The 24,038-nt window shown below is 47.2% G+C and carries 19 protein-coding genes; 14 read left to right on the top strand and 5 right to left on the bottom strand.

The features are described 5' to 3' along the window. Positions 1 to 681: 681 nt before the first annotated feature. Positions 682 to 1,590, bottom strand: coding sequence for a DMT family transporter (locus S2091_RS21080; RefSeq protein ID WP_243405519.1), 909 nt, complete (start codon positions 1,588 to 1,590; stop codon positions 682 to 684). Positions 1,591 to 1,848: 258 nt separating this feature from the next. Between S2091_RS21080 and S2091_RS21075 the strand changes: the two genes are divergently transcribed. Genes S2091_RS21075 through S2091_RS21065 form a run of 3 tightly spaced genes read left to right on the top strand, consistent with a single transcriptional unit; the run spans position 1,849 to position 7,761 of the window. Beyond that, positions 1,849 to 5,076: an efflux RND transporter permease subunit gene (locus S2091_RS21075; RefSeq protein ID WP_105533943.1), complete on the top strand. Its 3,228-nt coding sequence runs from the start codon at positions 1,849 to 1,851 to the stop codon at positions 5,074 to 5,076. 1 nt (position 5,077) lies between these two features. Next, positions 5,078 to 6,328 (top strand): efflux RND transporter periplasmic adaptor subunit, encoded by a 1,251-nt coding sequence (locus S2091_RS21070; protein WP_105533942.1) that lies wholly within the window; start codon positions 5,078 to 5,080, stop codon positions 6,326 to 6,328. Continuing rightward, positions 6,325 to 7,761 (top strand): efflux transporter outer membrane subunit, encoded by a 1,437-nt coding sequence (locus S2091_RS21065; protein ID WP_105533941.1) that lies wholly within the window; start codon positions 6,325 to 6,327, stop codon positions 7,759 to 7,761. The genes S2091_RS21070 and S2091_RS21065 overlap by 4 nt, the downstream gene beginning before the upstream one ends. Before the next feature lie 15 nt (positions 7,762 to 7,776). On the opposite strand, the gene S2091_RS21060 is transcribed toward S2091_RS21065, so the two are convergent. Beyond that, positions 7,777 to 8,277: a methylated-DNA--[protein]-cysteine S-methyltransferase gene (locus S2091_RS21060; protein ID WP_105533940.1), complete on the bottom strand. Its 501-nt coding sequence runs from the start codon at positions 8,275 to 8,277 to the stop codon at positions 7,777 to 7,779. A 426-nt stretch (positions 8,278 to 8,703) separates the two neighbouring features. Then, positions 8,704 to 10,245 (bottom strand): DNA-3-methyladenine glycosylase 2 family protein, encoded by a 1,542-nt coding sequence (locus S2091_RS21055; protein ID WP_105533939.1) that lies wholly within the window; start codon positions 10,243 to 10,245, stop codon positions 8,704 to 8,706. Between the two features lie 337 nt (positions 10,246 to 10,582). Between S2091_RS21055 and rnk the strand changes: the two genes are divergently transcribed. From rnk to guaD, 8 genes are all read left to right on the top strand, one after another. Beyond that, complete coding sequence (rnk, locus tag S2091_RS21050) at positions 10,583 to 10,993, top strand: nucleoside diphosphate kinase regulator (RefSeq protein ID WP_105533938.1); 411 nt, start codon at positions 10,583 to 10,585, stop codon at positions 10,991 to 10,993. A gap of 323 nt (positions 10,994 to 11,316) precedes the next feature. Then, positions 11,317 to 11,895: a YqgE/AlgH family protein gene (locus S2091_RS21045; RefSeq protein ID WP_243405520.1), complete on the top strand. Its 579-nt coding sequence runs from the start codon at positions 11,317 to 11,319 to the stop codon at positions 11,893 to 11,895. 42 nt (positions 11,896 to 11,937) lie between these two features. Beyond that, entirely contained in the window at positions 11,938 to 12,336 is a 399-nt protein-coding gene (gene ruvX, locus S2091_RS21040) for a Holliday junction resolvase RuvX (RefSeq protein WP_105533936.1), read from the top strand. Beyond that, positions 12,333 to 12,911, top strand: coding sequence for a bifunctional pyr operon transcriptional regulator/uracil phosphoribosyltransferase PyrR (gene pyrR / locus S2091_RS21035; RefSeq protein WP_105533935.1), 579 nt, complete (start codon positions 12,333 to 12,335; stop codon positions 12,909 to 12,911). Before ruvX ends, pyrR begins: the two co-directional genes overlap by 4 nt. Before the next feature lies 1 nt (position 12,912). Continuing rightward, a complete protein-coding gene (locus tag S2091_RS21030) occupies positions 12,913 to 13,872 on the top strand; it encodes an aspartate carbamoyltransferase catalytic subunit (RefSeq protein WP_105533934.1) in 960 nt (319 codons plus the stop codon). A gap of 5 nt (positions 13,873 to 13,877) precedes the next feature. Further along, positions 13,878 to 15,155, top strand: coding sequence for a dihydroorotase (locus S2091_RS21025; protein ID WP_105533933.1), 1,278 nt, complete (start codon positions 13,878 to 13,880; stop codon positions 15,153 to 15,155). Between the two features lie 92 nt (positions 15,156 to 15,247). Next, positions 15,248 to 15,985, top strand: a complete 738-nt coding sequence (locus tag S2091_RS21020; protein WP_105533932.1) for a lysophospholipid acyltransferase family protein — start codon at positions 15,248 to 15,250, stop codon at positions 15,983 to 15,985. A gap of 26 nt (positions 15,986 to 16,011) precedes the next feature. Next, positions 16,012 to 17,355: a guanine deaminase gene (gene guaD / locus S2091_RS21015; protein ID WP_105533931.1), complete on the top strand. Its 1,344-nt coding sequence runs from the start codon at positions 16,012 to 16,014 to the stop codon at positions 17,353 to 17,355. Between the two features lie 34 nt (positions 17,356 to 17,389). Here the strand turns inward: guaD and S2091_RS21010 are convergent, their stop codons facing one another. Next, positions 17,390 to 18,670 carry a glycerate kinase type-2 family protein gene (locus S2091_RS21010; protein ID WP_105533930.1) on the bottom strand — a complete coding sequence of 427 codons (1,281 nt, stop codon included), beginning with the start codon at positions 18,668 to 18,670 and terminating at the stop codon, positions 17,390 to 17,392. Between the two features lie 35 nt (positions 18,671 to 18,705). Next, on the bottom strand, positions 18,706 to 19,242 hold the full coding sequence (locus S2091_RS21005; RefSeq protein ID WP_105533929.1) for a MarR family winged helix-turn-helix transcriptional regulator: 537 nt from the start codon (positions 19,240 to 19,242) through the stop codon (positions 18,706 to 18,708). Positions 19,243 to 19,371: 129 nt separating this feature from the next. Between S2091_RS21005 and S2091_RS21000 the strand changes: the two genes are divergently transcribed. The 3 genes from S2091_RS21000 (at position 19,372) to S2091_RS20990 (ending at position 24,037) form a co-directional block, all read left to right on the top strand. Further along, positions 19,372 to 20,805 (top strand): chloride channel protein, encoded by a 1,434-nt coding sequence (locus S2091_RS21000; protein WP_105533928.1) that lies wholly within the window; start codon positions 19,372 to 19,374, stop codon positions 20,803 to 20,805. 59 nt (positions 20,806 to 20,864) lie between these two features. Further along, complete coding sequence (gene pal, locus S2091_RS20995) at positions 20,865 to 21,392, top strand: peptidoglycan-associated lipoprotein Pal (protein ID WP_105533927.1); 528 nt, start codon at positions 20,865 to 20,867, stop codon at positions 21,390 to 21,392. A gap of 107 nt (positions 21,393 to 21,499) precedes the next feature. After that, positions 21,500 to 24,037 (top strand): hypothetical protein, encoded by a 2,538-nt coding sequence (locus S2091_RS20990; RefSeq protein ID WP_105533926.1) that lies wholly within the window; start codon positions 21,500 to 21,502, stop codon positions 24,035 to 24,037. The last annotated feature ends 1 nt before the right edge of the window (position 24,038 follow it).

Here is a 24,038-nt window from a genome sequence, read left to right as displayed (position 1 = left end):
GGTGTATTTAATGTATTTTACTGTCGCCAGAAGATTCTTAAAATCGACTTGCGCGCTGCAACTAATTCGGCTTAAATGTGTTACCCATGTCTGGATACACCCGTTACCTATGTCCCACGTCTAAACAGCGAAGCAAAAAAGGTGACTAGTCGCCGGTCTACCACCGGCCCTAAGCCTTAAGTTTGTCATTTCAGTTGATTAGTTTGAGTTTGCGCAATATCAGCTTTGGATTTGAAAATACGTTAAAACCAGTTAATTTACTGATGATTTTTGAATTGCTTTCGGAGCTAATCCGATGCTTGTAGGCCGGTGGTAGACCGGCGGCTACCTGCCTTTTTTGCGTCGCCAAAAAAGGTAGGCCAAAAAAGGCGACCACGCTATTTCGGAAACCCCGATTTTTTTAAGAAAAAAAGGGAAAAGTTCGAAACTCGCCTGCGGCTCAAACAGCGAACCTTTCTGATCCTTTTTTCCTTAAAAAAACCGGCCGAACTAGAAGTGGGGGTAGGTCAAAATCAACAACAACTTCAAAGACAACTTCAAGGGCAACAGCAACGTCAACTTCAACAGCAACGTCAACTTCAACAGCAACAGCAACGTCAACTTCAACTTCAACTTCAACTTCAACTTCAACTTCAACTTCAACTTCAAAAGAAACGTCAACACATGCAAATTTTAACCACCTCAGTGCTTAACATTACTAACTGACCGGGGCTTGTGCTGCATAAGCACCAACCACAACGCCACCGCAATCAACATCCCCCCGCCCAAATGCGCCCAGGTAATTTGCTCACCTAAAAAAATCCAACCCCAAAATACCCCGAACGGAGGGATTAAAAACGTAACGGTAAGTGATTTAACCGGGCCGATATCAGCGATTAGTCGGAAGTACATGATGTAAGCAAGCGAGGTGCATATGAATCCGAGTCCGGCAATAGCTAACCAAACGCCTGTGCCGCCCCAAGTGGCTGGTGGATTGGTGCTTACGCTGAAAATAAATGGCGGTAACAGCAGTGCTGTTGCACCTAGCTGAGTGCCTAAGGCGACTAATCTGCTGTCTAGCCCGCCTCGCTCAGAAATCCAGCGTTTGGTTAAAAATCCGGCTAGTCCATAACAGCTGGTAGCAACCAGGCAAGCTGCAGCACCAAGCAGAACCTGTCCGTTGAGAGCAACTGGGCCAGTGCGCGTTAAGACAGCAACACCAGCTAGACCAAATAACACACCTGCGGCTTTGGCGATGGTGAGTTTTTCTGAGAAAAATAACGCACCTATCAATATACCCATTAGCGGCGTGGTGGCGTTGAAAATAGCAGAGTAACCGGCGGGTAGTACTAGAGCGGCAATACTGTACATCAATACCGGAATTCCTGAGCTGAAAATGCCGAGCAGCAACAAGGATTTTAATTTTCCTTTAAAATGAATCGAAAATTGAAGTGCGGCAATAATAATCAGTAAGCCGATTGAAGCAAAAAACACCCGAATAAATGAACTAGGTAGTACCCCTAATACAGGAACGATGATGCGCATAAAAAGAAAGCTAGCACCCCAAATAGCGGATAGGCAGATGAGGCGGATAAAGTCGGTGGTTTTCAAAAATTCTCCGGGTTGTTTTGGTGCGAATGGGGTTGTAGGTTGCAGTTGAATACAGTTTGAGCCCGGCATTTTGACACTTAACGAGAAAACCTGCCGCTAGTAACAGATTTAAACTAAATTGATTTTATAAAACTTTACTTTTTTGACGAAGCTTGAATTAGTAGATTCCATTATGTTGTGGAATTAAAAGTTTCCATGTGGAACTTTTGTAATTTGCGCCCGTCAAATTCTGACTTTTCAGAACGGAACGCACTCAAGATGTGGATAGTTAATATAGCCCTACGACGCCCTTACACGTTTATCGTGATGGCGTTATTGATTTTATTGTCAACGCCGTTGGTCCTTACCAAAATGGCGACGGATATTTTCCCAGACATTAATATTCCAGTAATTAGTATTATCTGGAATTACGGCGGTTTGTCGGCGCAAGAGATGGGGCAGCGGATTACCGCAACCAGTGAGCGCAGCCTGACGACTACGGTGAATGATATTGAGCATATTGAATCGCAATCACTGTCTGGTATTTCAGTGATTAAGATATTTTTCCAACCCAATGCCAATATTCAAACCGCGATAGCGCAAGTGGTGGCAATTGAGCAGGCGCAATTACGTTCCCTGCCACCGGGTATTACCCCGCCGCTGATTATTAAATACTCCGCATCTAGTATTCCAGTTATTCAACTTGGACTTTCCAGTAACTCCATGACCGAGCAGGCGTTAAGCGATACCGCGCTTAACTTTTTACGCCCGCAATTAATTACGGTCCCCGGCGCGGCAATTCCTTATCCGTATGGCGGAAAAATGCGGCTGGTGTCGGTGGATCTGGATACGCAGGCGATGCTCTCCAAAGGCTTGACTTCTACTGACGTAGTGAATGCCATCAGTGCACAAAATCTGACTTTACCTTCTGGTACCGTCAAAATGGGGAGCAGCGAATATAACGTCACCATGAACGGTTCGCCGGATACGATAGAGGGCTTAAATAATGTGCCGGTACTTGCTAAAAACGGTACGTCGACCAATCTTTCCGAAGTGGCGCGAGTGCGCGACGGTTTCTCGCCGCAAACCAATATCGTGCGCCAAAACGGTGAGCGCGGCGTGTTGGTGTCGGTATTAAAAAACGGTAATGCGTCAACCTTGGATGTAGTGAGTAACTTGCGCACGCTGTTGCCGACGGCGATGCAAAGTCTGCCTAAAGAGCTAAAGATCAAGACGTTGCTAGATCAGTCGGTATTTGTTCGGGCGGCGATTAGCGGTGTGATCCATGAAGCGGTAATTGCGGCCTGTTTAACTGCGGCCATGATTTTGCTGTTCTTGGGTAACTGGCGCAGCACCTGCATTATTGCGGTTTCTATTCCACTTTCTATTTTGTCGTCATTACTGGCTTTATCTGCCATGGGTGAAACCATTAATATTATGACGCTGGGCGGCTTGGCTTTGGCGGTCGGTATTTTGGTCGATGATGCCACAGTGACGATAGAAAATATTGAACGCCATTTGCATTTAGGTTCCGATTTGCATACCGCTATTCTGGACGGTGCAGGTGAAATTGCGATTCCGGCATTGGTATCTACGCTGTGTATTTGTATCGTTTTTGTACCGATGTTTTTCTTAACTGGCGTGGCGCGTTATTTGTTTGTGCCGTTAGCGGAAGCCGTGGTGTTTGCGATGCTGGCGTCGTATGTGTTGTCGCGTACTTTGGTACCGACCATGGTGATGCTGATGATGAAAAATCACAATCAGGTAGATGCATCGGCTAAGCCGAGTTTATTACAGCGGGTATATCGCAAATTCGATGCCGGATTTGAAAAATTCCGCGGCGGTTACGTGATTATTTTGTCGAAATTACTCACGCATCGTAAAGAGTTTGGCAGCCTCTTTTTAGGGTTCTGCGTTCTGTCTTTGGGCTTGGTGTTTTTCTTGGGGCGCGACTTTTTCCCTAGCGTTGATTCAGGCCAGATTCGCTTGCACATGCGTGCGCCAACCGGTACCCGGATTGAAGAAACGGCACGAATCGCGGATGAAGTAGAAAAAGTGATCCGTGAAATTATTCCTGCTTCCGAGCTGGAAACCGTTTTAGATAATTTAGGCTTGCCTTATAGCGGTATTAATCTCTCCTATAGCAATTCGGGAACGATAGGCACGATGGATGGCGAAATTCAAATTTCACTCAATGAACATCATCAACCAAGCGTCTCGTATGTTGATAAATTACGCAGTGAATTGCCGAAGCGTTTTCCTAGCGTTGAATTTTTCTTCCAGCCTGCCGATATCGTCACCCAAATTCTTAACTTCGGTTTGCCGGCCGCGTTGGACGTGCAGATTTCTGGAAGTAATTTGGCGAATAATTACCAGCTTGCCAGTAAATTGATGAAGCAGGTTAAGCAAATTCCTGGTGCGGTGGATGTACATATTCAACAAAAATTAAATCTGCCGACCTTGGCAATGACCATGGACCGTAACCAGATTAAGCAACTCGGATTAAATCCGGTTGATCTGGCGCAAAACTTGTTGGTGTCCTTGTCGGGTAGTTCGCAAACGGCTCCGGCGTTCTGGTTAAATCCTGGCAATGGCGTTGTGTACAACATCGCCGTGCAAACACCGCAATACCAGATTAGTGATATGGATGCGTTGTTGCGCACGCCAGTTAAATCAGGTACCAACACCAACCCTAACACCGCACCACAATTGTTGAGTAACTTGGTGCAAGTTGCGCCAGCCGAGCAAATGGCGGACGTTTCTCATTACAACATCACTCCGGTGATTGATTTGTACGTGAGTGTGCAAGGCCGTGATCTGGGTGGAGTTTCAGATCAGGTAGAAAAACTGGTTGAACAAATGCGCCCTGATTTACCACGCGGTACGCATATGGTGATACGCGGTCAGGTAGAAACGATGAAATCGTCGTTCTTCGGTTTAGGTATCGGCTTGCTGATGGCGATTGTGTTGGTCTATTTGCTGATCGTGGTTAACTTCCAATCATGGGTGGATCCGTTCATTATCATTACCGCGTTACCGGCCGCACTGGCAGGGATTGTCTGGATGCTGTTTTTAACCGGCACCACGCTTAGTGTGCCAGCCCTGACCGGAGCGATTATGACCATGGGGGTCGCTACCGCAAATAGTATTTTGATGGTGTCGTTTGCACGCCAGCGCATGCTAGATGGCGCGCCGCCTTTGTCAGCCGCGTTAGAAGCCGGGGCCACCCGGATTCGTCCGGTATTAATGACCGCACTGGCAATGATTATCGGTATGATTCCGATGGCGATTGGCTTCGGTGAAGGTGCTGAACAAAATGCACCGTTAGGTCGTGCTGTGATCGGTGGGCTGTTATTTGCCACGGTATCCACCTTATTTTTTGTACCAGTTGTGTTTGCCGGCATACATCGCTATTTAGAACATCGTAAAGAAGCACGGAACCATTCATTAAATCTATCACCATCGTTGTCCGCAGCTAATGCAGGTAATGAAGAAGGAAATACTTAACATGTCTGAAAAACGTCACGCCAATCTTGGCATTCATACTGATGCAGCGACAGGCTCGCATTCAGCGACACATGCGCATCATGTTGCACACGCCCCTATATTGAAACGGGCCAAGATGATTAGTATTTTGATTGTGCTGCTATTGCTGCTCGGCGCAGGAGTAACCGTGGTGTTGCGCGTACTTCATAGTCAAACGTTAGCAAGTGCTACCGAGCAGGATGCGCGGGTTTTTGTCTCCGTTATTCACGCTCAGGGTGGTGGAAAAACGGAAACCATTACTTTGCCAAGTACTTTGCAGGGGATCATCGAAGCGCCTATCTACGCGCGCAGCAGCGGCTATGTTTTGCGCTGGAAAAAAGATATCGGCAGCAGCGTAGTTAAAGATGAAGTTTTAGCGGAAATTGATACGCCAGAAGTCGATTCACAATTAGCGCAGGCGATTGCAGCCAGAGCGCAATCGGCATCCAGTTTAGATTTGGCTAAAACTTCAGCAGAACGCTGGGAAGAGTTACGTAAAAAAGACGCGGTAACCCAGCAAGAACTCAATGAGCGTCGCAGTGCTTATACCCAGGCTGTCGCTAACGTGGAGGCAGCGGACGCCAATGTGCAGCGCTTGCAAAAACTGGAAGGCTTTAAGAAAGTACTCGCACCATTTTCTGGCGTCATTACCCGTCGTAACGTGGAAGTGGGTGACTTGATTGATGCCGGTAACGGCGGAGCAGGGCGTGCGCTATTTACGATGGCGCAAGTTGATCCATTGCGTTTGTATGTGTATGTGCCGCAGGCGTTTGCACAGCGTATTAATATTGGCGATAGCGTTTCTGTCACTCAAAATGAAATGCGCGACCAAGTATTTCAAGGAAAAGTAGTTCGCGCTGCCGGTGCTATTGATGCCGCTACCCGTACTTTGCAAATGGAAATTAACCTTCCTAACCATGACAATAAATTACTCGCTGGTTCTTACGTGCAAGTCGCTTTGTCCGCTAACGGTACTTCTAATGTGTTGCGCGTACCATCGAATGTGCTGTTGTTCCGCCCTGAAGGTACGCGGATTGCGGTAGTTGATAATGCTGGGCATGTGCAATTACATACGGTGACGGTTGGTCATGATCTGGGCAATTCGCTGGAAATTTTGAGTGGCATTACTGCTGCTGATAATTTAATCGTCAACCCCGCTGATTCGCTGGCTGATAACGATATCGTCACTGTGCAAAAGGACAAGCCTGAAGCCGCAGGGAAAGCGCATTCATGAATAAGCAACTAAGCAATTATTCCGTCAGTGCTTTGCTGCTGAGTTGTTTAGCAGCTTGTGCGGTCGGGCCAGATTATCAAAAGCCTGATGTTGCAATGCCCAAAGGCTGGCAAACCAATACCTCATTTCATCCAGCAGAACCGAGCGACGGCGTGTTAAAAGGAAATTGGTGGGAGATGTTTGGTGACGAGCAACTCAATCAGTTGGAGCAGCAAGCTGCACAACATAACCAAAGTTTAGTGGTGGCAGCAGAGCGGCTTAATCAGGCACGTTTGCAAGTGACGGCTAGTTCATCTATTCAATTGCCGCAAGTTGATTTACAAGCCAGTGATGCACGCTTTAAGACTTCGGCCAATCGACCGTTGGCAGTCTACGGCATGCCGAATTCCTCTGTAGTGCAAAATAATCCGCAGCTGGGTTTTGCTGTGGGTTATGAAGCAGATTTGTTTGGTCGGGTACGACGGGTCGTTGAAGGTGTCAAGGCGGCTGAAGGTCAAGCAACGGCGGATTTTGAAAATACCAAATTGATGTTGATGTCCGATCTGGCGGCAGATTATTTCAATTTGCGCGAATTGGATGTGGAAATTGATATCGTCGAAAAAGGCGTGGTATTGCAAGCCAAAGCATTAGACTTTATTCGCATTCGGCATGACCTGGAAGCGGCTTCCGGTTTGGATTTGGCCGAACAGCAGGCTTTGTTAGACACTAATAAAACGCAATTGGTGCTGCTGCAAAATCAGCGCTCTTCGGTTCAAAATGCGCTTTCTACGCTCACCGGCACCCCGGCGCCTGAATTTAAGTTGGCCCCGCAAGTAGTTAAATTAGTCGCGCCTTCTTTACCGGTTGGCTTGCCAGCTGATGTATTGCAACGCCGCCCTGATGTGGCTTCGGCAGAGCGTGCCATGGCGGTAGCGAATGCCAATATTGGTGTTGCACGCGCGGCTTATTACCCAACCATTATGTTGCAAGCGAATGGTGGCTGGGACAGCAATCAGATGGCAAATTTGTTTAATGCGCCTAGCATTCTTTGGTCACTGGGTGCGGGGCTAACTCAGCATTTATTTGATGCCGGCAAAACTACCGCAAATGTAAAAATCGCGGAATCTTCCTATGTAGCTGCTACGGCGAACTATCGACAAAGTGTGTTGATCGCCATGCAGGAAGTTCAAACCGGGATTGATAGCATGGCGATTTTGAATGGCGCTAATCATCAGGCAGAAGCAGCGGAGGCCAGCTCGGCACGGGTGCTGGAACTTGCCAATGATCGCTACACTGGAGGTTTGGATATTTACCTGAATGTGATCTCAGCGCAGCAATCTTTGTTGGCTAGTCAGCGCCAGGCTGTGCAAATTCACGGACAGCAAATGCTGAATGCAGTGTATTTGGTGAAGGCATTGGGCGGTGGGTGGCAGGGTATGGTTGCTGCACATTAATTTGTTCACATTGATTTAGATGACGCCTTCAAGCTGTAGCAAATATTTTTTCCTATCTAGTCCGCCATCATAACCAGTCAGCGTGCCGTTGCCGCCTAATACGCGATGACATGGCACGATGATGGAGATTGGATTGCGTCCAATTGCGCCGCCTACTGCGCGTACTGCAAGTGGTTTGTTGATCAGTTTGGCGTGTGCTCCGTAGCTGCTTGTTTTTCCAAATTTAATGCTTAATAATGCTTGCCACACGGCTTGCTGAAACTCTGTGCCTCTGAGGTGTAAATCTAATTGCACGTCGAAGTGTTGGCGTTGTCCGGCGAAGTATTCGTCTAGTTGGTGGGTTGCTTTGTCTAGGTGTTGGTGATGTTCCGTGTGTTGCCAGTTTTGTTTGTCTTTTATGTCGTTGAAGTTGCGTTGGTCTTCGAAGTAAATTCCGCAGATTCCTTGGGGGGTGGCTGCTAGGGTTAGCTGGCCTAAAGGGGAGGGATGTTCTTTGTAGTGGATGATTGTGTTCATTTTTATCTCTGCTTAAATTTATGCTTGATATATTTTAGATTGCTGGCGGATAGCTTATTTGTAGGGTGGGCATGGTTTTTGTGCCCACGCGTTACGGTGAATATGCAACTATTTTGAGCTGGTTTTCTGGTTGGATAAAAATTGTCGCTTAATTTATTTTGAATTGCTGGCCGGTGGTAGACCGGCGGCTACTCACTTTTTTTGTCTCGCCAAAAAAGAGTAAGCAAAAAAAGCGACCACGCTATTTCGGAAACCCCGATTTTTCAACGAGAAAAAGGGAAAAGTTCGAAACTCGCCTGCGGCTCAAACAGCGAACCTTTCTGATCCTTTTTCTCGTTGAAAAACCGGCCGAACTAGAAGTGGAGGTAGGTCAAAATCAACAGCAACACCAACTTCAACACCAACTTCAACACCAACTTCAATCCATCAATTACTCAACGACTGCCATAACAACAACGCTGCATAGCCGCGCCATGGCGTCCATGATTGTGCGCGGTTCAGGAGTTGTGCTTCGCTTATTTTTCCTGCGCTATTTTCTGTATCTACGGCGGCGGCTTTTTGTAAGCCTAAATCGCCCGCCGGGAATGCATCGGGGTAACGTAGGACGCGCAGGGCTATGTATTGGGCGGTCCATTCACCGATGCCACGTACGGTTTTTAGATGTGCTACCGCTTTGTCTAAGCTGCTGCCTAACGGTAATTCTAATCCACCATCGGCGGCAAATTGGGCTACGGCTAAGATGGTAGCGGCGCGACTTTTTGGCATTCCTAATTGTGCTATTTGCTCTTGGCTCAGCGCTGCTAATGCTGCTGGTTCAGGAAAATGATGGGTAATGCTGCTGAACGGGGTTGTGCTTGGTGTGCCAAATTGCTGTATCAGGCGGGCGGCTAAGGTGGTTGCGCCTGCCACGCTTATTTGTTGACCTAATACGGCGCGTATTGCTAGTTCAAAACGGTTGAATGCGCCTGGTACGCGTAATCCTGGTGTTCGTTTTATTTGCGCGGCTAACAACGGATCGCTGGATAGATGTGCTTCAACAATGGTTGGGTTGGCATCCAGATCAAATTGCTGCCTTACTTTGGCTAATAGCGGCATTAGTACAGGTGAAAAATTGCTGGATAGTTGCACTTCGAGTTGCTGTTCTTTGCTTAAATTGCTGACCTTAAGCCATCCCTGTAGTTGCTCTTTCCCATGCCAGAAATTGACGCTGCGTACGTAATAGCGTTGTTGCTTATTTACTCCTACGTCTTCTTCTATCGCTTCAACGCCAGAGATGATTCGGCCCGCTAAATAATCTAGCATTGTGTCCCAGGCAAACGGGGCGCGGTAGGCTAAACGTAAGGTGATGTGATCTGTCGATGCTTTGCTTGTGGCGCTGCGACGGATTGCGCTGGGTGCCATTCCGTAACGATTTAAAAATAGCGCATTAAAGCGTCGGACGCTGCCAAAGCCCGCTGCGTAAGCTAGTTCTGTCATTGCCAGGCTGGTTTCTTGTAGTAGTTTTTTGGCAAACAACAGACGTGCAGTTTGCGCCAGTTCTATCGGTGAAACGCCAAAGTGGTTTTGCATTAGTCGTTGTAATTGGCGCGCTGATAAACCTACCTGTTGCGCTAGCTCTTGCATATTTCCGCCGTCGCCGCGGTTGTTTAATGCGCCCGCTGAAATCCTTTGCCAAATGGCATAAGCCAGATTTTGTTGTAATGCATATGGCGCTAACTCAGGTCGGCAGCGCAGGCATGGTCTAAACCCTGCGGCTTCGGCGGAGCTGGCATTTTGGTAAAAAGTGCAGGAAGACGGGCGCGGAGTTTTTACTCTGCACACTGGCCGGCAGTAAATGCCGGTGGTGGAGACGCCAACAAAAAATTCGCCATCAAAACGACTGTCTTTGGCGCATAAAGCACGATAGCAGTTGGCATGGTCCAAGCTGCTTGCTGTGATTGGTGTTGATGGCGTAAATAAATTTTTCATAACGTATTTAAACGCACAGCAATTCATGTTGTCTAGCCATTTTCAGACATTACTGTGTTGGCTTAATGCATTGTGATAGCTATTGCGATAAGGTTATTTAGATATTTTATTGTCTAATTGAGTAATAAATTATCTACTTATATGGTACATTTGAGCCATTCGTTCTTTTTAAATCTGAACGCAAAACACATAAAAAGCCATGCTTTGCGATTTTCGTAGCTAACCTCGTTCCGCAAGCGCTCATTCAAGAAGTTATTATTTTTGCAGCAACTCAATTCTCACCCGTTGTTCCTATTCTGCTCTTGCACAAGTCCACTTTTTTAGAGGAAGCATCATCATGGAAGTAAAACCGCCAATTGTCGTTTCGAGTTTTGATTTGGAGCGCATCGAACAATTATTAGAGTCGAATACGCATCGTAATTTGCCAGGCATAGATGCTCTTCTGGTGGAATTGAATCGCGCTGATATTGTTTCGCCAGAAGAAATTCCGGACAACGTTATCACCATGAATTCAAAGGCGCGTTTTATTGATGATGCCACCGCGATTGAATACGATTTAACGCTGGTTTATCCGCATCAGGCAAATCTTCCCGATACGGTTTCTATTTTTGCGCCAGTGGGTAGCGCCTTGCTGGGCATGTCGGTGAAGCAAACGATAGCTTGGCAAGTGCCAAGCGGACGCACGATGAAATTACGGATTTTATCGATTATTTATCAGCCGGAAGCACAGGGTGATTTTCATCTTTAATTGATCATTTTTATCATTTAAAAGTGACCGTATATTTCAATTTATTTGCACCTTAAAAAGCGCTTAATTATTTCATGCAAAAATTAAGTATTTTCCTGTATAGATACTATTATGGGTAGAAGAAGGTGCAAATTTTATGTTTCACGCATTGGATTTTGATCGTGAAACTCTGGATATAAACATAATTTATTGAAAATTTGCAATGTTTGGAGCAAACCGGAAGGTAAAAATGCTAAAATCGCGCTATGACGGAGCATATTAAACCTTATCAAATTTCCACTGAATCTGGTTCAAAGCCAGGTTCATCATTCCATGTTGATTTCATGCCGTTATCCGACTTAAACTTAGCGAATCACTTTTTGATCGCCATGCCGTCGATGCAAGATCCGATGTTTGGCGGCACGGTGATTTACTTGTGTGAGCATAACGATCGCGGCGCTTTGGGTGTTGTTATTAACAAGCCCACCGACATGAATATTGAAACACTGCTAGAGCGGATCAGCATCAAACTCGACATTACCCCAGAACTTTGTCAAGAAACCAAAAAACTGGTGATGTTTGGCGGCCCAGTTCAGGACGATCGTGGCTTTGTATTGCACGCACCCCTGGATGACTATACTTCCACCATCAAAATCAGCGATCAAATTGCCTTTACCACTTCACGTGATGTATTGGAAGCGGTTGCCAACGGCAGTGGGCCGAAACGCCTGCTAGTCAGCGTCGGCTATGCGGGTTGGAGTGCGGGGCAATTAGAGGATGAAATCATTAGAAATGGCTGGCTTACGGTACCTGCCGATCCGGCCATTTTGTTTGACATGCCAATTGAACTGCGTTTTTCAGCTGCATTGAAACTACTCGGCATAGACCCGATTATGCTATCCGGCGAGGCTGGTCATGCTTAGTAACTTATGTAAGCGAAGTAAGCTAAGTATTTTTGCGCAAGGATGTGTGCATTGACTGCAACTACCTTATTAGCCTTTGATTTTGGCCTAAAACGTATCGGTGTCGCCGTTGGAAATACCTTCTTAAAGCAAGCTCAAGCCTTAACAGTAATTTCTGCTGAATCCAATCAAGCAAAATTTGACGCAATTGCACTTCTTTTAAAAGAATGGCAAGTAACGCATTGCGTGGTCGGTTTGCCTAGCCATCCGGACGGAGCTGAGCATGAAATGACGGTGCGTTGCCGACGCTTTTCAAATCAGTTGGAAGGACGGTTTGGGGTAACGACAACCTTGGTCGATGAGCGTTATACTTCGGCTGTTATTTCTGCCAAGCGCGGTGAGGTGATTGATGCCCAAGCCGCCGCACTAATTTTGCAACAATACTTTGACGAGAACCCATGAAACCGATTCAGCAATTTGATGCAGAGGCTTTATATCTGGAGTTAGCCAGACAAATTAAAGCCGCCGTCGCCAATTTGAATAATGTGGCGATTGTGGGAATCTATTCGGGTGGTGCATGGCTGGCTGAACGCTTGGCGCATGATTGCCAGATTAAAAATCCGGTCGGCTATATCGACGTTTCCTTTTACCGCGATGATTACGCGCAAAAAGGTTTGCATGCTGAAGTTAAAACTACCCAGATTCCGTTTGAAGTGGATGGCGCTAACATCATTTTGGTTGATGATGTGCTGTTCACCGGGCGCACCACGCGCGCTGCGATTAATGAGTTATTTGACTATGGTCGACCAAATCAAATATTGCTAGCGTGTTTGGTTGATCGAGGCGGTCGTCAATTGCCGTATGCCGCTGATTTTGTCGCGCAACAATTAACGTTACCGCTGAATTTATCATTGCAACTACAGCGTGAGTTAGTGGCAGATCAAACAGCAGAGCAAGCATCAAAACTGATATTGAGTTTGGTAGAGATCAGCGACCATAAAAACGACGATATTGAACCTACGCCCACTAAAAAATAATATGCATAATCCACAATTAAATCAACACGGTGAATTGCAGCATTTACTCACCACCGAAGGCCTGCCCAAGTCGGTCATTCATCATATTTTAGATACTGCCGAATCGTTTGTTTCCATCGGCAATCGGGAAGTCAAAAAAGTCCCGTTGATGCGCGGAAAAAGTGTCTTCAATTTATTTTTTGAAAACTCCACACGCACCAGAACGACGTTTGAAATTGCTTCAAAACGTTTATCTGCCGACGTCATTAACTTAAATATTGCGGCTTCCAGCACCAGCAAAGGTGAATCGTTACTCGACACCATTGATAACTTGGCCGCCATGCATGCCGACATGTTTGTGGTGCGCCATGCGCAATCCGGCGCGCCGTATTTAATCGCCAAACATCTGCGCGACACCAATCAAAACCATGTGCATGTGGTGAATGCAGGCGATGGTCGCCATGCTCACCCAACTCAGGGTTTGTTGGATATGTACACGATACGTCACTATAAAAAAGACTTTACCCAACTGCGCGTGGCGATTGTTGGGGATATTTTGCATAGTCGCGTTGCCCGCTCTGACATTCATGCGCTAACTACGTTAGGCGTGCCCGAAGTGCGGGCCATCGGACCACGCACCTTGCTGCCCGGCGGTTTGGAGCAAATGGGCGTGCGGGTGTTTACCGACATGAACGAAGGCTTGAAAGATGTGGATGTCATCATCACGCTACGTTTGCAAAACGAACGGATGAGCGGCGCGTTACTGCCTTCGGCGCAAGAATTTTTTAAAAGTTACGGCTTGACGCCAGAACGTTTGGCGCTGGCAAAACCAGATGCAATCGTCATGCATCCGGGGCCAATGAACCGTGGTGTGGAAATTGATTCAGCGGTGGCCGATGGCCCGCAAGCTGTGATCCTTCCACAGGTCACGTTTGGGATTGCAGTCCGCATGGCGGTCATGAGTATTTTGGCGGGGAACTAGGCGAAATGAAACTACATATAAAAAATGGCCATTTAATTGATCCGATGAATGATATTGATGCGCAGCTTGATCTGTTCATCGTGTTTGGAAAAATTGCAGGAATCGGCACCGCACCAGATAATTTTGTCGCAGATGAAGTCATCGACGCTACCGGATTAATCGTGGCACCTGGTTTGGTTGATTTGTGCGCACGGTTGCGCGAACCCGGTTATGAATATAAAGCTACATTGGAATCCGAATTACGCGCCGCAGTACATGGCGGTGTCACCAGTTTAGTGTGCCCGCCTGACACTGATCCGGTGTTGGATGAATCCGGTTTGGTCGGCATGCTGAAACAGCGCGCCAGAGCACAGCGTTTAGCGCATGTGTATCCATTGGGCGCATTAACGCTCGGCTTGCAGGGTAAGGAGCTGACTGAAATGGCCGCGTTGACCGAAGCCGGTTGTGTGGGTTTTTCTCAGGCTGAACAAATTATCCTGGATACCAACGTGCTATTGCGCGCCATGCAATATGCAAAAACTTTTGGCTACACCGTTTGGTTGCGTCCGCAAGATGCGCACATCGGTGTCGGCGGCGTAGCGCATAGCGGCGCATTTGCTTCGCGCATGGGTTTATCTGGCGTACCGGTAATGGCCGAAACCATCGCCTTGCATACGATTTTTGAATTACAGCGCGCAACTGGTGCACGCGTCCATTTGTGTCGCTTATCTTCCGCTGCTGGCGTTGAATTAGTTCGTCAAGCCAAGCGTGAAGGTCTGGATGTGAGCTGCGATGTGGGCGCGCATCATTTGCATTTGTCCGATGCGGACATTGGCTTTTTTGACGCCAACGCCAGATTAAGTCCGCCGCTACGTTCAACGCGCGACCGCGATGCGTTACGCATGGCCGTGTTTGACGGCACGGTAGATGCAATTTGCTCCGACCATACGCCAGTTGACGATGATGAAAAACTGATGCCATTTGCGGAAGCATCACCAGGTGCCACAGGGTTGGAATTATTATTGTCATTGGCCATGAAATGGGCGAATGAAAGTCATGTGAATTTATCTGTCGCGATCGCAAAAATAACCAGTGAGCCAGCGCGGGTAGCTGGACTCAATGCTGGCAAACTTAGCCTGGGAAGTAATGCGGACATTTGCATTTTTAACCCCGCAGGCGAATGGCTGGTGGAAGAAAAAGCCTTAGCCAGTCAAGGCAAACATACGCCATTTTTAAGCTATACATTACCTGCTGTCGTTCATCACACAATTGTGATGGGGCATGTGGTTTATCGACTTCAATAAGACTTCAATAAATCCTATTGTAATGAACACTTCAAATCGGGTAGCTACGCTGCCCGATTTTTTATACGGTTAAATATCATTGTGGAATTATTGTGAATAAGCTTCGTTATTACCTCCAAATTTGTCGCGTAGCAGTGCATTTAGTGCGTGGCCTGTTAATTTGTTTTTTACTTTTTCCGTGGTTAAGTAAAGAAGCCAAGCAAAGCCGTATTCAAATTTGGTCGCAGCAATTGCTGGCTGTTTTTAACGTGCGTGTCAAAATGAATTTAGCCAGCATGCCGACTGGTTCTGTAATTATTTCTAACCATATCTCCTGGTTGGATATTTTTGTCATCAATAGTTTGGCGCCATGCCGATTCGTCGCTAAATCAGATATCCGCTCCTGGCCTATGTTGGGTTGGTTGGCGGAGCAGGCTGGCACTATTTATATTTCACGCGGCAGTAAATCTGACGTAAAACGCATTTATCAATATCTGATCGATCAGATTGAAGCCGGTGAGCGAGTGGCATTTTTCCCTGAAGGAACCACTGCAGCGCAAGGCGTAGTATTACCTTTTCATGCCAATTTATTTGAAGCAGCGATTCATGCAAAAGTACCGATTCAACCATTCACACTGCGCTATTTAAATGCGGCAGGTGAGCTGCATCACGCGGTTGATTTCACCGGCGACATGACCTTTGCCGCGAGCATGGATAACATCCTGAATGGCGGTGAAGTGGTCGTTGAGTTGCAGAGTCTGGAACCAATTTCATCAATAGGCGCGCATCGGCGTGAACTGGCTTCTGCAGCGCGACTGGCTGTGGCGGAAGCGTTGCAGGTAGATATTTGATCGATCAACAAGCGTCAGGAATATGTATGCACAGCGCCGTTGGAAACACGAATGCCGGTAAAAATGTGACTCAGGCTTATCGGGCCAGTATTTTATATTTCACGAATGACCCGGCATTTGATTCGCAAGCGACAGTTTGGCATGAAGATGGCGTACTGATTGCTTGTGACGGTAAAGTTCAAGCCGTCGGTGCTTATGCGCAGCTTAAGAATACGCTTGCAGAAGATGTTGTTATCCAGGATTACCGCGGCAAGCTGCTCATGCCCGGCTTTATCGACACCCATCTGCATTACCCGCAAACTGACATGATTGCCTCTCCCGCGGATGGTCTTTTGCCGTGGCTGGATAAATATACTTTTCCGACCGAACGGCAGTTTTCAGATGCGCAGCATGCACAGGAGGTAGCGCGGTTTTTCCTTGATGAATTACTGCGATGCGGTACCACTAGCGCCATGGTGTATTGCAGCGTTCATCCCGAATCGGTCGATGCATTTTTTACCGAGAGCGCAGCACGCAATTTACGCATGGTGGCGGGTAAGGTAATGATGGATAGGAATTGCCCGGAATTCCTGCAAGACAGTGCTGAACAAAGTGCCCGCGACAGCGAAGCGCTTATCAATAAATGGCATAAAAATGGCCGTCAACTATATGCCATCACACCACGTTTTGCAGCGACCTCAACGGACGCACAATTAAAGTTGGCGGGCGAGTTGGCGCGCACTTACCCTGATACGTATTTACAAACGCATGTCGCTGAAAATGTGGATGAAGTCGCGTGGATAAAATCTTTATTCCCTAAGGCGCGCAGCTATCTGGATGTCTACGATTATTACGGTATGCTGCGTCCCAGATCTATGTATGGGCACTGCATTTGGCTGGATGAATTTGATCGTTCACGTATGGCGCAGACTCAATCCGCTATCGCCATTTGTCCAACCTCTAACTTATTTCTCGGTAGTGGCCTGTTTAATTTCGATTATGCGGATGCGCAGCAAGTGCTGATGTCATTAGCTTCCGATGTTGGCGCTGGAACTTCTTTTTGCATGCTTAAAACCATGAACGAAGCGTACAAAGTGGCACGCTTGGGCGGTACGCATTTATCTGCGTTGCGCATGTTTTATTTAGCGACGCTAGGCGCTGCACGCTGTATGCAACTGGAAGGTGTGATAGGAAGTTTTGAGATTGGTGCGGAAGCGGATTTTATTGTGCTGGATTTGCAAGCAACGCCTTTATTAGCGCGGCGCACGGCATGCACGACTAGTTTGGAAGAACTACTTTTTGTGTTGGCTATGCTAGGCGATGATCGGGCTATTTGGGCGACTTATGCTGCGGGGTGTTTAGTACATACGCGTGTGAGTTCTGATTCTTGACGCGATATTAATCTAAACTCACCCACAGAATCACTCACAAAATCAATACTGCGCGGAAATCATTCACATTGGTTCTGGTTGGGCCGCTGATCACCAAATCCCCTAACGCACTAAAAAAACCGTAACCATCATTGTTGTCCAGTAGCGCTTGGGCTTCTATTGCCAAGCTAGTAGCGCGTGCAATGGAGTCTGGGCTGAGCACGGCTCCGGCGTTATCTTCCGAGCCATCAATACCATCCGTGTCGCAGGCAATCGCATAGATATCCGGCTGCCCGTCTAACCCAATTGCCAGGCTAAGTAAAAATTCAGCGTTGCGCCCGCCGCGGCCAGAGCCACGCACAGTGACGGTAGTTTCTCCACCAGAAATCAGGACACATGGTTTTTTAAATGGTTGCCCTTGTAGATTCACTTGCCGGGCAATTTGTTTAGCCAGAACAGCATGCATGTTACCGACTTCGCGTGCTTCGCCTTCCATCTTGTCCGACAAAATATAGGGTGTAATGCCGGCAGCGCGGGCAAGGTCAGCGGCTGCGGTTAATGCGGTTTGCGCACTGGCGATAATTTGGTGGCTGTTGTTGGCAAAGCGCGTATCGCCGGGCTTGGGTGTTTCTCCAGCGCTTGATGCTAAATGTTGTTCAATATTGGCGGGAATAGTAATCCCATAGTGACGCAAAATTGCCAGTGCTTCTGCACAAGTCGTCGCGTCCGGCAAAGTTGGGCCGCTGGCGATAATCGTAGCGTCATCGCCCGGTATATCGGAAATCAGCAACGTCACTACTCGTGCCGGTGCGCAGGCTAATGCTAAACGGCCGCCTTTGATAGCCGACAAGTGTTTGCGCACGCAATTTATTTCTGCAATGGTCGCGCCGCTCTTGAGTAAGGCTTTATTGATGGCCTGTTTTTGTTCCAGCGTAATGCCTTCGGCAGGTAAGGATAATAAGGCCGATCCGCCGCCAGAAATCAAACACAGTACCAAATCATGTTCCGTTAAGCCGTGCACCATGTTCAGCATGCGCGCAGCTGCCTGGCGACCTGCTTCATCAGGTACCGGATGCGCAGCTTCAACGACTTCTATTTTTTGACAATCTGCGCCGTGCCCGTAGCGAGTGACGACTAGGCCAGAAATTTCACCCGGCCAGTGTTGTTCGATAACTCTAGCCATGGCTGCCGCACCTTTGCCGGCACCGATGACAATGGTTTTGCCATGTACAGGTGGCGTCGGTAAATAGGACGGCAGGCATTTTTCAGCGCTGACGGCGTTGACTGCGCAATTGAACAGTTCGAGTAAAAACGTTTTAGGGACGAATGAGTTCATTATTGTCTCTGCATAGTTTCATGATTAGCTCATGATTACATTGTAAAAGGGAGCGGTAACATGCCCAGTTCTTCATCCAATATGTCGATGCTTTCCAATAGACCGAGCAAGCCTTGATCTAATACGTTCAAGCTGCTGCGATCAAGTTGCATCAGCGCTTCGGGTAATAGTCCACGCGCCGGTTTGGGTGCCGCCAATAACATTTGCGAGCCCTGTGCAGTTAGCGTAACGGTGACGGCGCGCTGATCATTCGGGTCGCGCATTTTTTGCACATAACCGCGTTTTTCTAAACCGTCGACCAAATTGCTGGTCGTGGTTTGGTGCACGGCAAGTTTTAACGTCAACTCTCCAATCCGTAATGCTCCCGCCTCGTGTAATTCCTGCATTATCCAGAGTTGCGCGCCATTCACTCCGCATTGCTTATCTATCCAGGAAGAATGCTTTGCTGCGGCACGAATGATGATGCGTAGTTTTCTTAAAATTTCAAGACGGGCCGCCGAATCGCTAATCTCCGGCGCGTTAGTCGCCGATATAGATGAAGGCTCTTGAATATTGCTGTTCTTTTTATTCATTTATTGACTCGATTTCAAGTGCGAAGTGCACTAAATTTAAATTTACGCAAATATAATTTATAGCAATATAATATGCCGTAAAGAAATAATTCCCTTTTTTAACAATTTTAATGTAATTGCAACCCGGTAATGATACCTGAACATTCTGAGCGACTTAGTGCGCGGCTACTTGAAATTTGGCACCGTGGATCAGCTTGGATAGTCGGGCCGGTTTTGGTCGGTCTTATGGCAGTAGGCTTGGCGTTGGGTAGTGATCAAATGAGCACATTTAACATGCACTTGAATAAATTGCATCCTTACGCGCCATTGTTGTTTATGCCGCTGGGGTTTGCTTTGTTAGCCTATCTTGGCAAGCGCTTTGTGCCTGGGTCGCAGGGTAGTGGTATACCGCAAACCATTGCGGCGACCGATGCTGAGGAAAATGTCAATATTGGTTATTTGCTGTCCTGGCGTATCGCCATAGGCAAAGCGTTACTTACCCTTGGAGGTATCGGGCTTGGTGCTTCGATTGGTCGAGAAGGGCCAACCATTCAAATCGGCGCTGCTGTCATGAACTCCTTTCATGGTAGGGGGCCATTTCAAAGCGTCGAATCACGTCGCATTTTAATTCTGGCGGGCGGTGCAGCAGGGATTGCCGCAGCATTCAACACTCCTTTAGCGGGAATTATGTTTGCTATCGAAGAATTAAGTAAAAAACATGTTTTTAACGCGAATAGCTCAACCTTAGTGACGATCATCGGCTCGGGTTTAATTTCCTTATCGATACTGGGCAGCTATACGTATTTTGGTACCACCGAATCTTTTCTCGATTGGAATGGAAGCCTGGGCGCCATTTTATTGTGCGGAATAGTCGGCGGTGCCGCCGGCGGCTTGTTTAGCCGGTTATTTATTTTGTCTACGTTTCACATGCCGAGTCGCTTTGCGGCTTTTGTGAAGCAACGGCCGATACTCTTTGCGGCTGTTTGCGGCTTAATTGTTGCCATCATCGGTGTTAGCTGCAACGGTTTGATATTTGGCACTGGCTACCAGCCAACGCGCTTGTCGTTGGAAGATACGGCAAGCTTGCCGTGGTATTTCGGCATGGCCAAGTTGCTGGCAACGTTACTTTCATCTATTAGCGGGATTGCCGGTGGTGTGTTTGCGCCATCGCTTTCGGTCGGGGCTGGAATCGGCGACAACGTTGCTGCATTATTTCCTTTAATGGCAGATCACAGCGCGATTGTGTTGTTGGTGATGGCTGCATATCTGTCGGGCGTTACCCGCGCTCCGGTAACCTCATTCGTTATCTGCATGGAAATGACCAACAGTCATCAAATGCTGCTGCCGTTAATGGCGGCGTCGGTGGTGGCAAGCCGGATCTCAAAATTCATCAGCCCGACGCCGTTGTATCACAAGCTGGCAGAAAATTTTACCGAAGTGCCTGTTCAAGCAGCGAAGCAGCAAAAAACGAGGGCAAACGCCCAAACTCAATTTGCTGATAGAGCGAGCAGAGCGGACGAAAAATTTTCATCAACAATTAAAAAGCAACCAGACATTGAAGTAGGTAGAAGTAAATTTCAATAAGCAGCAACCAGTAACACAAACACTTAGTAGTAAATTTAATCTATTCCATCGAGGATCACATGAAACAAACGTTAACAACCATCGCTCTTGCTACTACAGCTGCTCTATTAGTTACTGCTTGCGGAACTACGCCAAAAGTAGCAACGTCAGTACCAACACCCGTTGCAGCAGCACCAGCGCCGGCACAGGTACGTACAGTTGCTGCGGTAGTCGCGCCGGTGCTTGATCCGTTAAATGACGCACATGGCATGTTGGCTAAACGTAGTATTTATTTTGACTTTGATCAATACAGTATCAAGCCAGAGTTTGCAGCGTTAAACACGGCGCACGCTAATTATCTGGTGTCACATACTGCGCGTAGCATCGTTATTCAAGGTAATACCGATAGCCGTGGCGGTGCCGAATATAACCTCGCTTTGGGCGAAAAGCGTGCAGAAGCAGAACTGAAAGCATTAGCTGCTTCGGGTGTGCCAAGTTCACGTATGGAAGCGGTTTCATTTGGTAAAGAAAAACCAAAAGCCAGTGGTAACGACGCTGCTGCGTGGGCTGAAAACCGTCGCGCCGACTTGGTTTATGCTGGTAAATAATCTGTAAACAAACGCATGAAGATTTTTCTTCATGCGTTTGTGCGTGCCAGTTAATTCAAATACCTCGCGCATGAATTAAAATGAGGTTCTTCAAGGCACGCTAATACATGATGAAAATAACATTGAATAAATTACTTCCAATTTTTTTACTGCTTAGCACGTTGTTTTTCGAGCAATTCGCCAGTGCTGCGCCAGCTAGTCCGCCACCAGAAAACATCAGTCATCTCGGCCCAACCATTACCGCTAATGTGGTGCGTGGCAAGGAAAGTCTCCCGATATTTTTAGTCAATCATTTACGCAAAGGCGACAAACTGGTTGTTACGACTGACCAGGCTGAAAAAACCGACGTGAAATGGTTAGCCGTTTTGGCGACAGTAACGCCGATCAGCAATAATGTCGTAACGCGACAATTTGATCTGTCCGATCATGCCGGTGAGGTCGCGATTGAGATTGCTGCAGACGATCAAATTCCCATTATTGTGTTAGCGCCTCAAGTGCGCACCATGTTTGGATTGCACACGAGCTTTTCCGAATCGGCTGCATTAATTAGCGACGCCATCAAAACCGATCCACAGCGCTTTGTCGATCTGCAAAAAATAGACCAGATTAATCATGCGATTGCATTTATATCGCGTGCGCTGGATGCGGTTATTCAAACTAAAAAATCAGATCAGGCGGTCGATGCGGCGAAGTCCTTAGCCGCTAAATTTGGCGTTAAATATGTCGACCCGGATTGTTTTAAGGACGGAACGGTAAATTCAAAATGTGTTGCCGCCTATATCGTAGCTAGCGAAGATTTGTTGGTTCCTTCAAATGATATCTGGCTAGCCGCCGGCCCTGATGCGGCCTCAGTTAAGCTCCCAACGGATATTTTTGCCGGTTTAAAATTAGTGACCGAGACGAGCACTTATTTAGTGAATAAATATGGCGACAATTATGATTTTGCGCCTTCATTAGGGCAAAGAAAAGCCGCTACGACTACGATCCAATTATTTACCAACGCGCGCTTTAAAAGCGGCGATATAAAAACTGCCTATGTGTATGTACCAAGTTGGTTTCCCGGTAAAGCACCGGAACTGGTGTTGGAAAGTAAAACCCCGTTCTGTCTGGCTAAAGGTGACATAGTGAGCAGCGTTAAAGGCCGGCTCCCTTTACTCAATTATTGGCATGACTGGAATTTAGTCATTAAAGAGCACGGCTCTAGTGCGATGTTGGCGCAATTTAACGTCATTGACTTCAAGCCAGACACCGGGCATTTTTTGTTTGATTACAAAAATACGGATTCTGCACTGACTCTGCATGGGCAACTATTAGACGCAACCCTGACGGCGAAATTTGGTTTTGCCGAAGTAAGTCTTAGCCCGTTTAATTTTGTGGTGCCGACCAATGCACCATTGCTGGCGCAAATAGTGGGGTTGGATAGCTTAATTTCAGGTGAGCAAACCAAGCTTGGGTTTACCGGTGTCAATGGCAATGCGTGTATTGAGCAGGTGAATTTGCTGGTGAATGGAAAAACTCTGGCAAGTAGCACGGCGGAGCTGCCCAACGAACTCAGTGTTGACCTGAGTAAAGCCGAACCGGGCCCGGCGACATTGGAAGTGCAACAATATGGCGCGGCCAAACAAGAATTAGTCGTGACTATTCAACAGCGTCGAGCGCATATACAGCGGCTGGTGCATTACGATCTTGAAACGGAGCTGAGTGTTTATGGTGATAATCTTGATCGGATTGAGGTCATCCAATTAGGGAACAATCTGCTTTGTCGTGCCAGCGATGTGCCTAATTTAACGTTAAATGCGAGCCCGGTTAGCAGCACAAGCCGGATATTTTCTTGTCCCGCTGACGTGGCGGCGAATGCAAAATTTCCTGCCAAAGTCACTATTAGACATTTGGAAAAAGAACCCGCTTCTTTTGATGTTGCGGTGACGAAAATTGAAGCACGTCCGCACATGACCGTTGCTCCGCTTAATGCAACGGTGGCAACCTTGTCGTCAAAAGCGCTGCAGTGGAATTTAAGTGCCGATGATCAGTTTATTACGGAAGATTCAGGTATTAGCATATTGATGCATGCTTTTGGCGGCTACAAATTAAGTCATGGTTCTTATGTTTTACAACTGAAGTTTGGAGACGGTGCCGAAAATGAAGTTGCTAATAACCCGCAAGCCGATAATGCCGTCATTTCAGTGCCGATGATGTCTGATTTAGCGCATAACGAATTGCGGACCAGAAGTCCCATTTCCTTCGCAAAAATTCAGTTACCTAGTATTGTGAATCCGATTTGGTATCGCATTAAGCATCAACCGTCCGGTTTGGCCGGTGATTGGCAGGCATTGAATCGCTCCATTGTTTTTTTTCCGCAGATTGATGCCTTAACGTGTGACACGGATGGACGCGGTTTATTAATTCATGGGCCTCAGCTGGAATTAATCGACTGGATGAGTAATGACTTAATTAGTTCAGGTAATGTGCAACCAGCGGCTGATACTAAAACGGTACAGGCACGTTGCGACAAAGATCTTTGTTTAGCAATTAATGGGCTGGGCGCCGCGAATAAATTAAAAGTAAAAGTACATTGGATTGATGAGCGCTTATTTGAGGTAACTTTTCCTGCTGCACCAACTTGTGCGCCGCAAGTTCAGCCTTAAA

Origin of the sequence: Solimicrobium silvestre (genome assembly GCF_002976435.1) — a bacterium.
Lineage (GTDB): Bacteria > Pseudomonadota > Gammaproteobacteria > Burkholderiales > Burkholderiaceae_D > Solimicrobium > Solimicrobium silvestre.
This window is presented reverse-complemented; position numbering and strand designations above follow the sequence as displayed.

Coding starts and splice junctions, on each gene's coding strand:
- S2091_RS21065 (WP_105533941.1), top strand. CDS start 6,325: ATGAATAAGCAACTAAGCAATTATTCCGTCAGTGCTTTGCTGCTGAGT.
- S2091_RS21045 (WP_243405520.1), top strand. CDS start 11,317: ATGCCGTTATCCGACTTAAACTTAGCGAATCACTTTTTGATCGCCATG.
- guaD (WP_105533931.1), top strand. CDS start 16,012: ATGCACAGCGCCGTTGGAAACACGAATGCCGGTAAAAATGTGACTCAG.
- S2091_RS21055 (WP_105533939.1), bottom strand. CDS start 10,245: ATGAAAAATTTATTTACGCCATCAACACCAATCACAGCAAGCAGCTTG.
- S2091_RS21005 (WP_105533929.1), bottom strand. CDS start 19,242: ATGAATAAAAAGAACAGCAATATTCAAGAGCCTTCATCTATATCGGCG.
- S2091_RS21070 (WP_105533942.1), top strand. CDS start 5,078: ATGTCTGAAAAACGTCACGCCAATCTTGGCATTCATACTGATGCAGCG.
- pyrR (WP_105533935.1), top strand. CDS start 12,333: ATGAAACCGATTCAGCAATTTGATGCAGAGGCTTTATATCTGGAGTTA.
- S2091_RS21060 (WP_105533940.1), bottom strand. CDS start 8,277: ATGAACACAATCATCCACTACAAAGAACATCCCTCCCCTTTAGGCCAG.
- S2091_RS21030 (WP_105533934.1), top strand. CDS start 12,913: ATGCATAATCCACAATTAAATCAACACGGTGAATTGCAGCATTTACTC.
- S2091_RS21025 (WP_105533933.1), top strand. CDS start 13,878: ATGAAACTACATATAAAAAATGGCCATTTAATTGATCCGATGAATGAT.
- S2091_RS20990 (WP_105533926.1), top strand. CDS start 21,500: ATGATGAAAATAACATTGAATAAATTACTTCCAATTTTTTTACTGCTT.
- S2091_RS21010 (WP_105533930.1), bottom strand. CDS start 18,670: ATGAACTCATTCGTCCCTAAAACGTTTTTACTCGAACTGTTCAATTGC.
- S2091_RS21000 (WP_105533928.1), top strand. CDS start 19,372: ATGATACCTGAACATTCTGAGCGACTTAGTGCGCGGCTACTTGAAATT.
- rnk (WP_105533938.1), top strand. CDS start 10,583: ATGGAAGTAAAACCGCCAATTGTCGTTTCGAGTTTTGATTTGGAGCGC.
- pal (WP_105533927.1), top strand. CDS start 20,865: ATGAAACAAACGTTAACAACCATCGCTCTTGCTACTACAGCTGCTCTA.
- S2091_RS21075 (WP_105533943.1), top strand. CDS start 1,849: ATGTGGATAGTTAATATAGCCCTACGACGCCCTTACACGTTTATCGTG.
- ruvX (WP_105533936.1), top strand. CDS start 11,938: ATGTGTGCATTGACTGCAACTACCTTATTAGCCTTTGATTTTGGCCTA.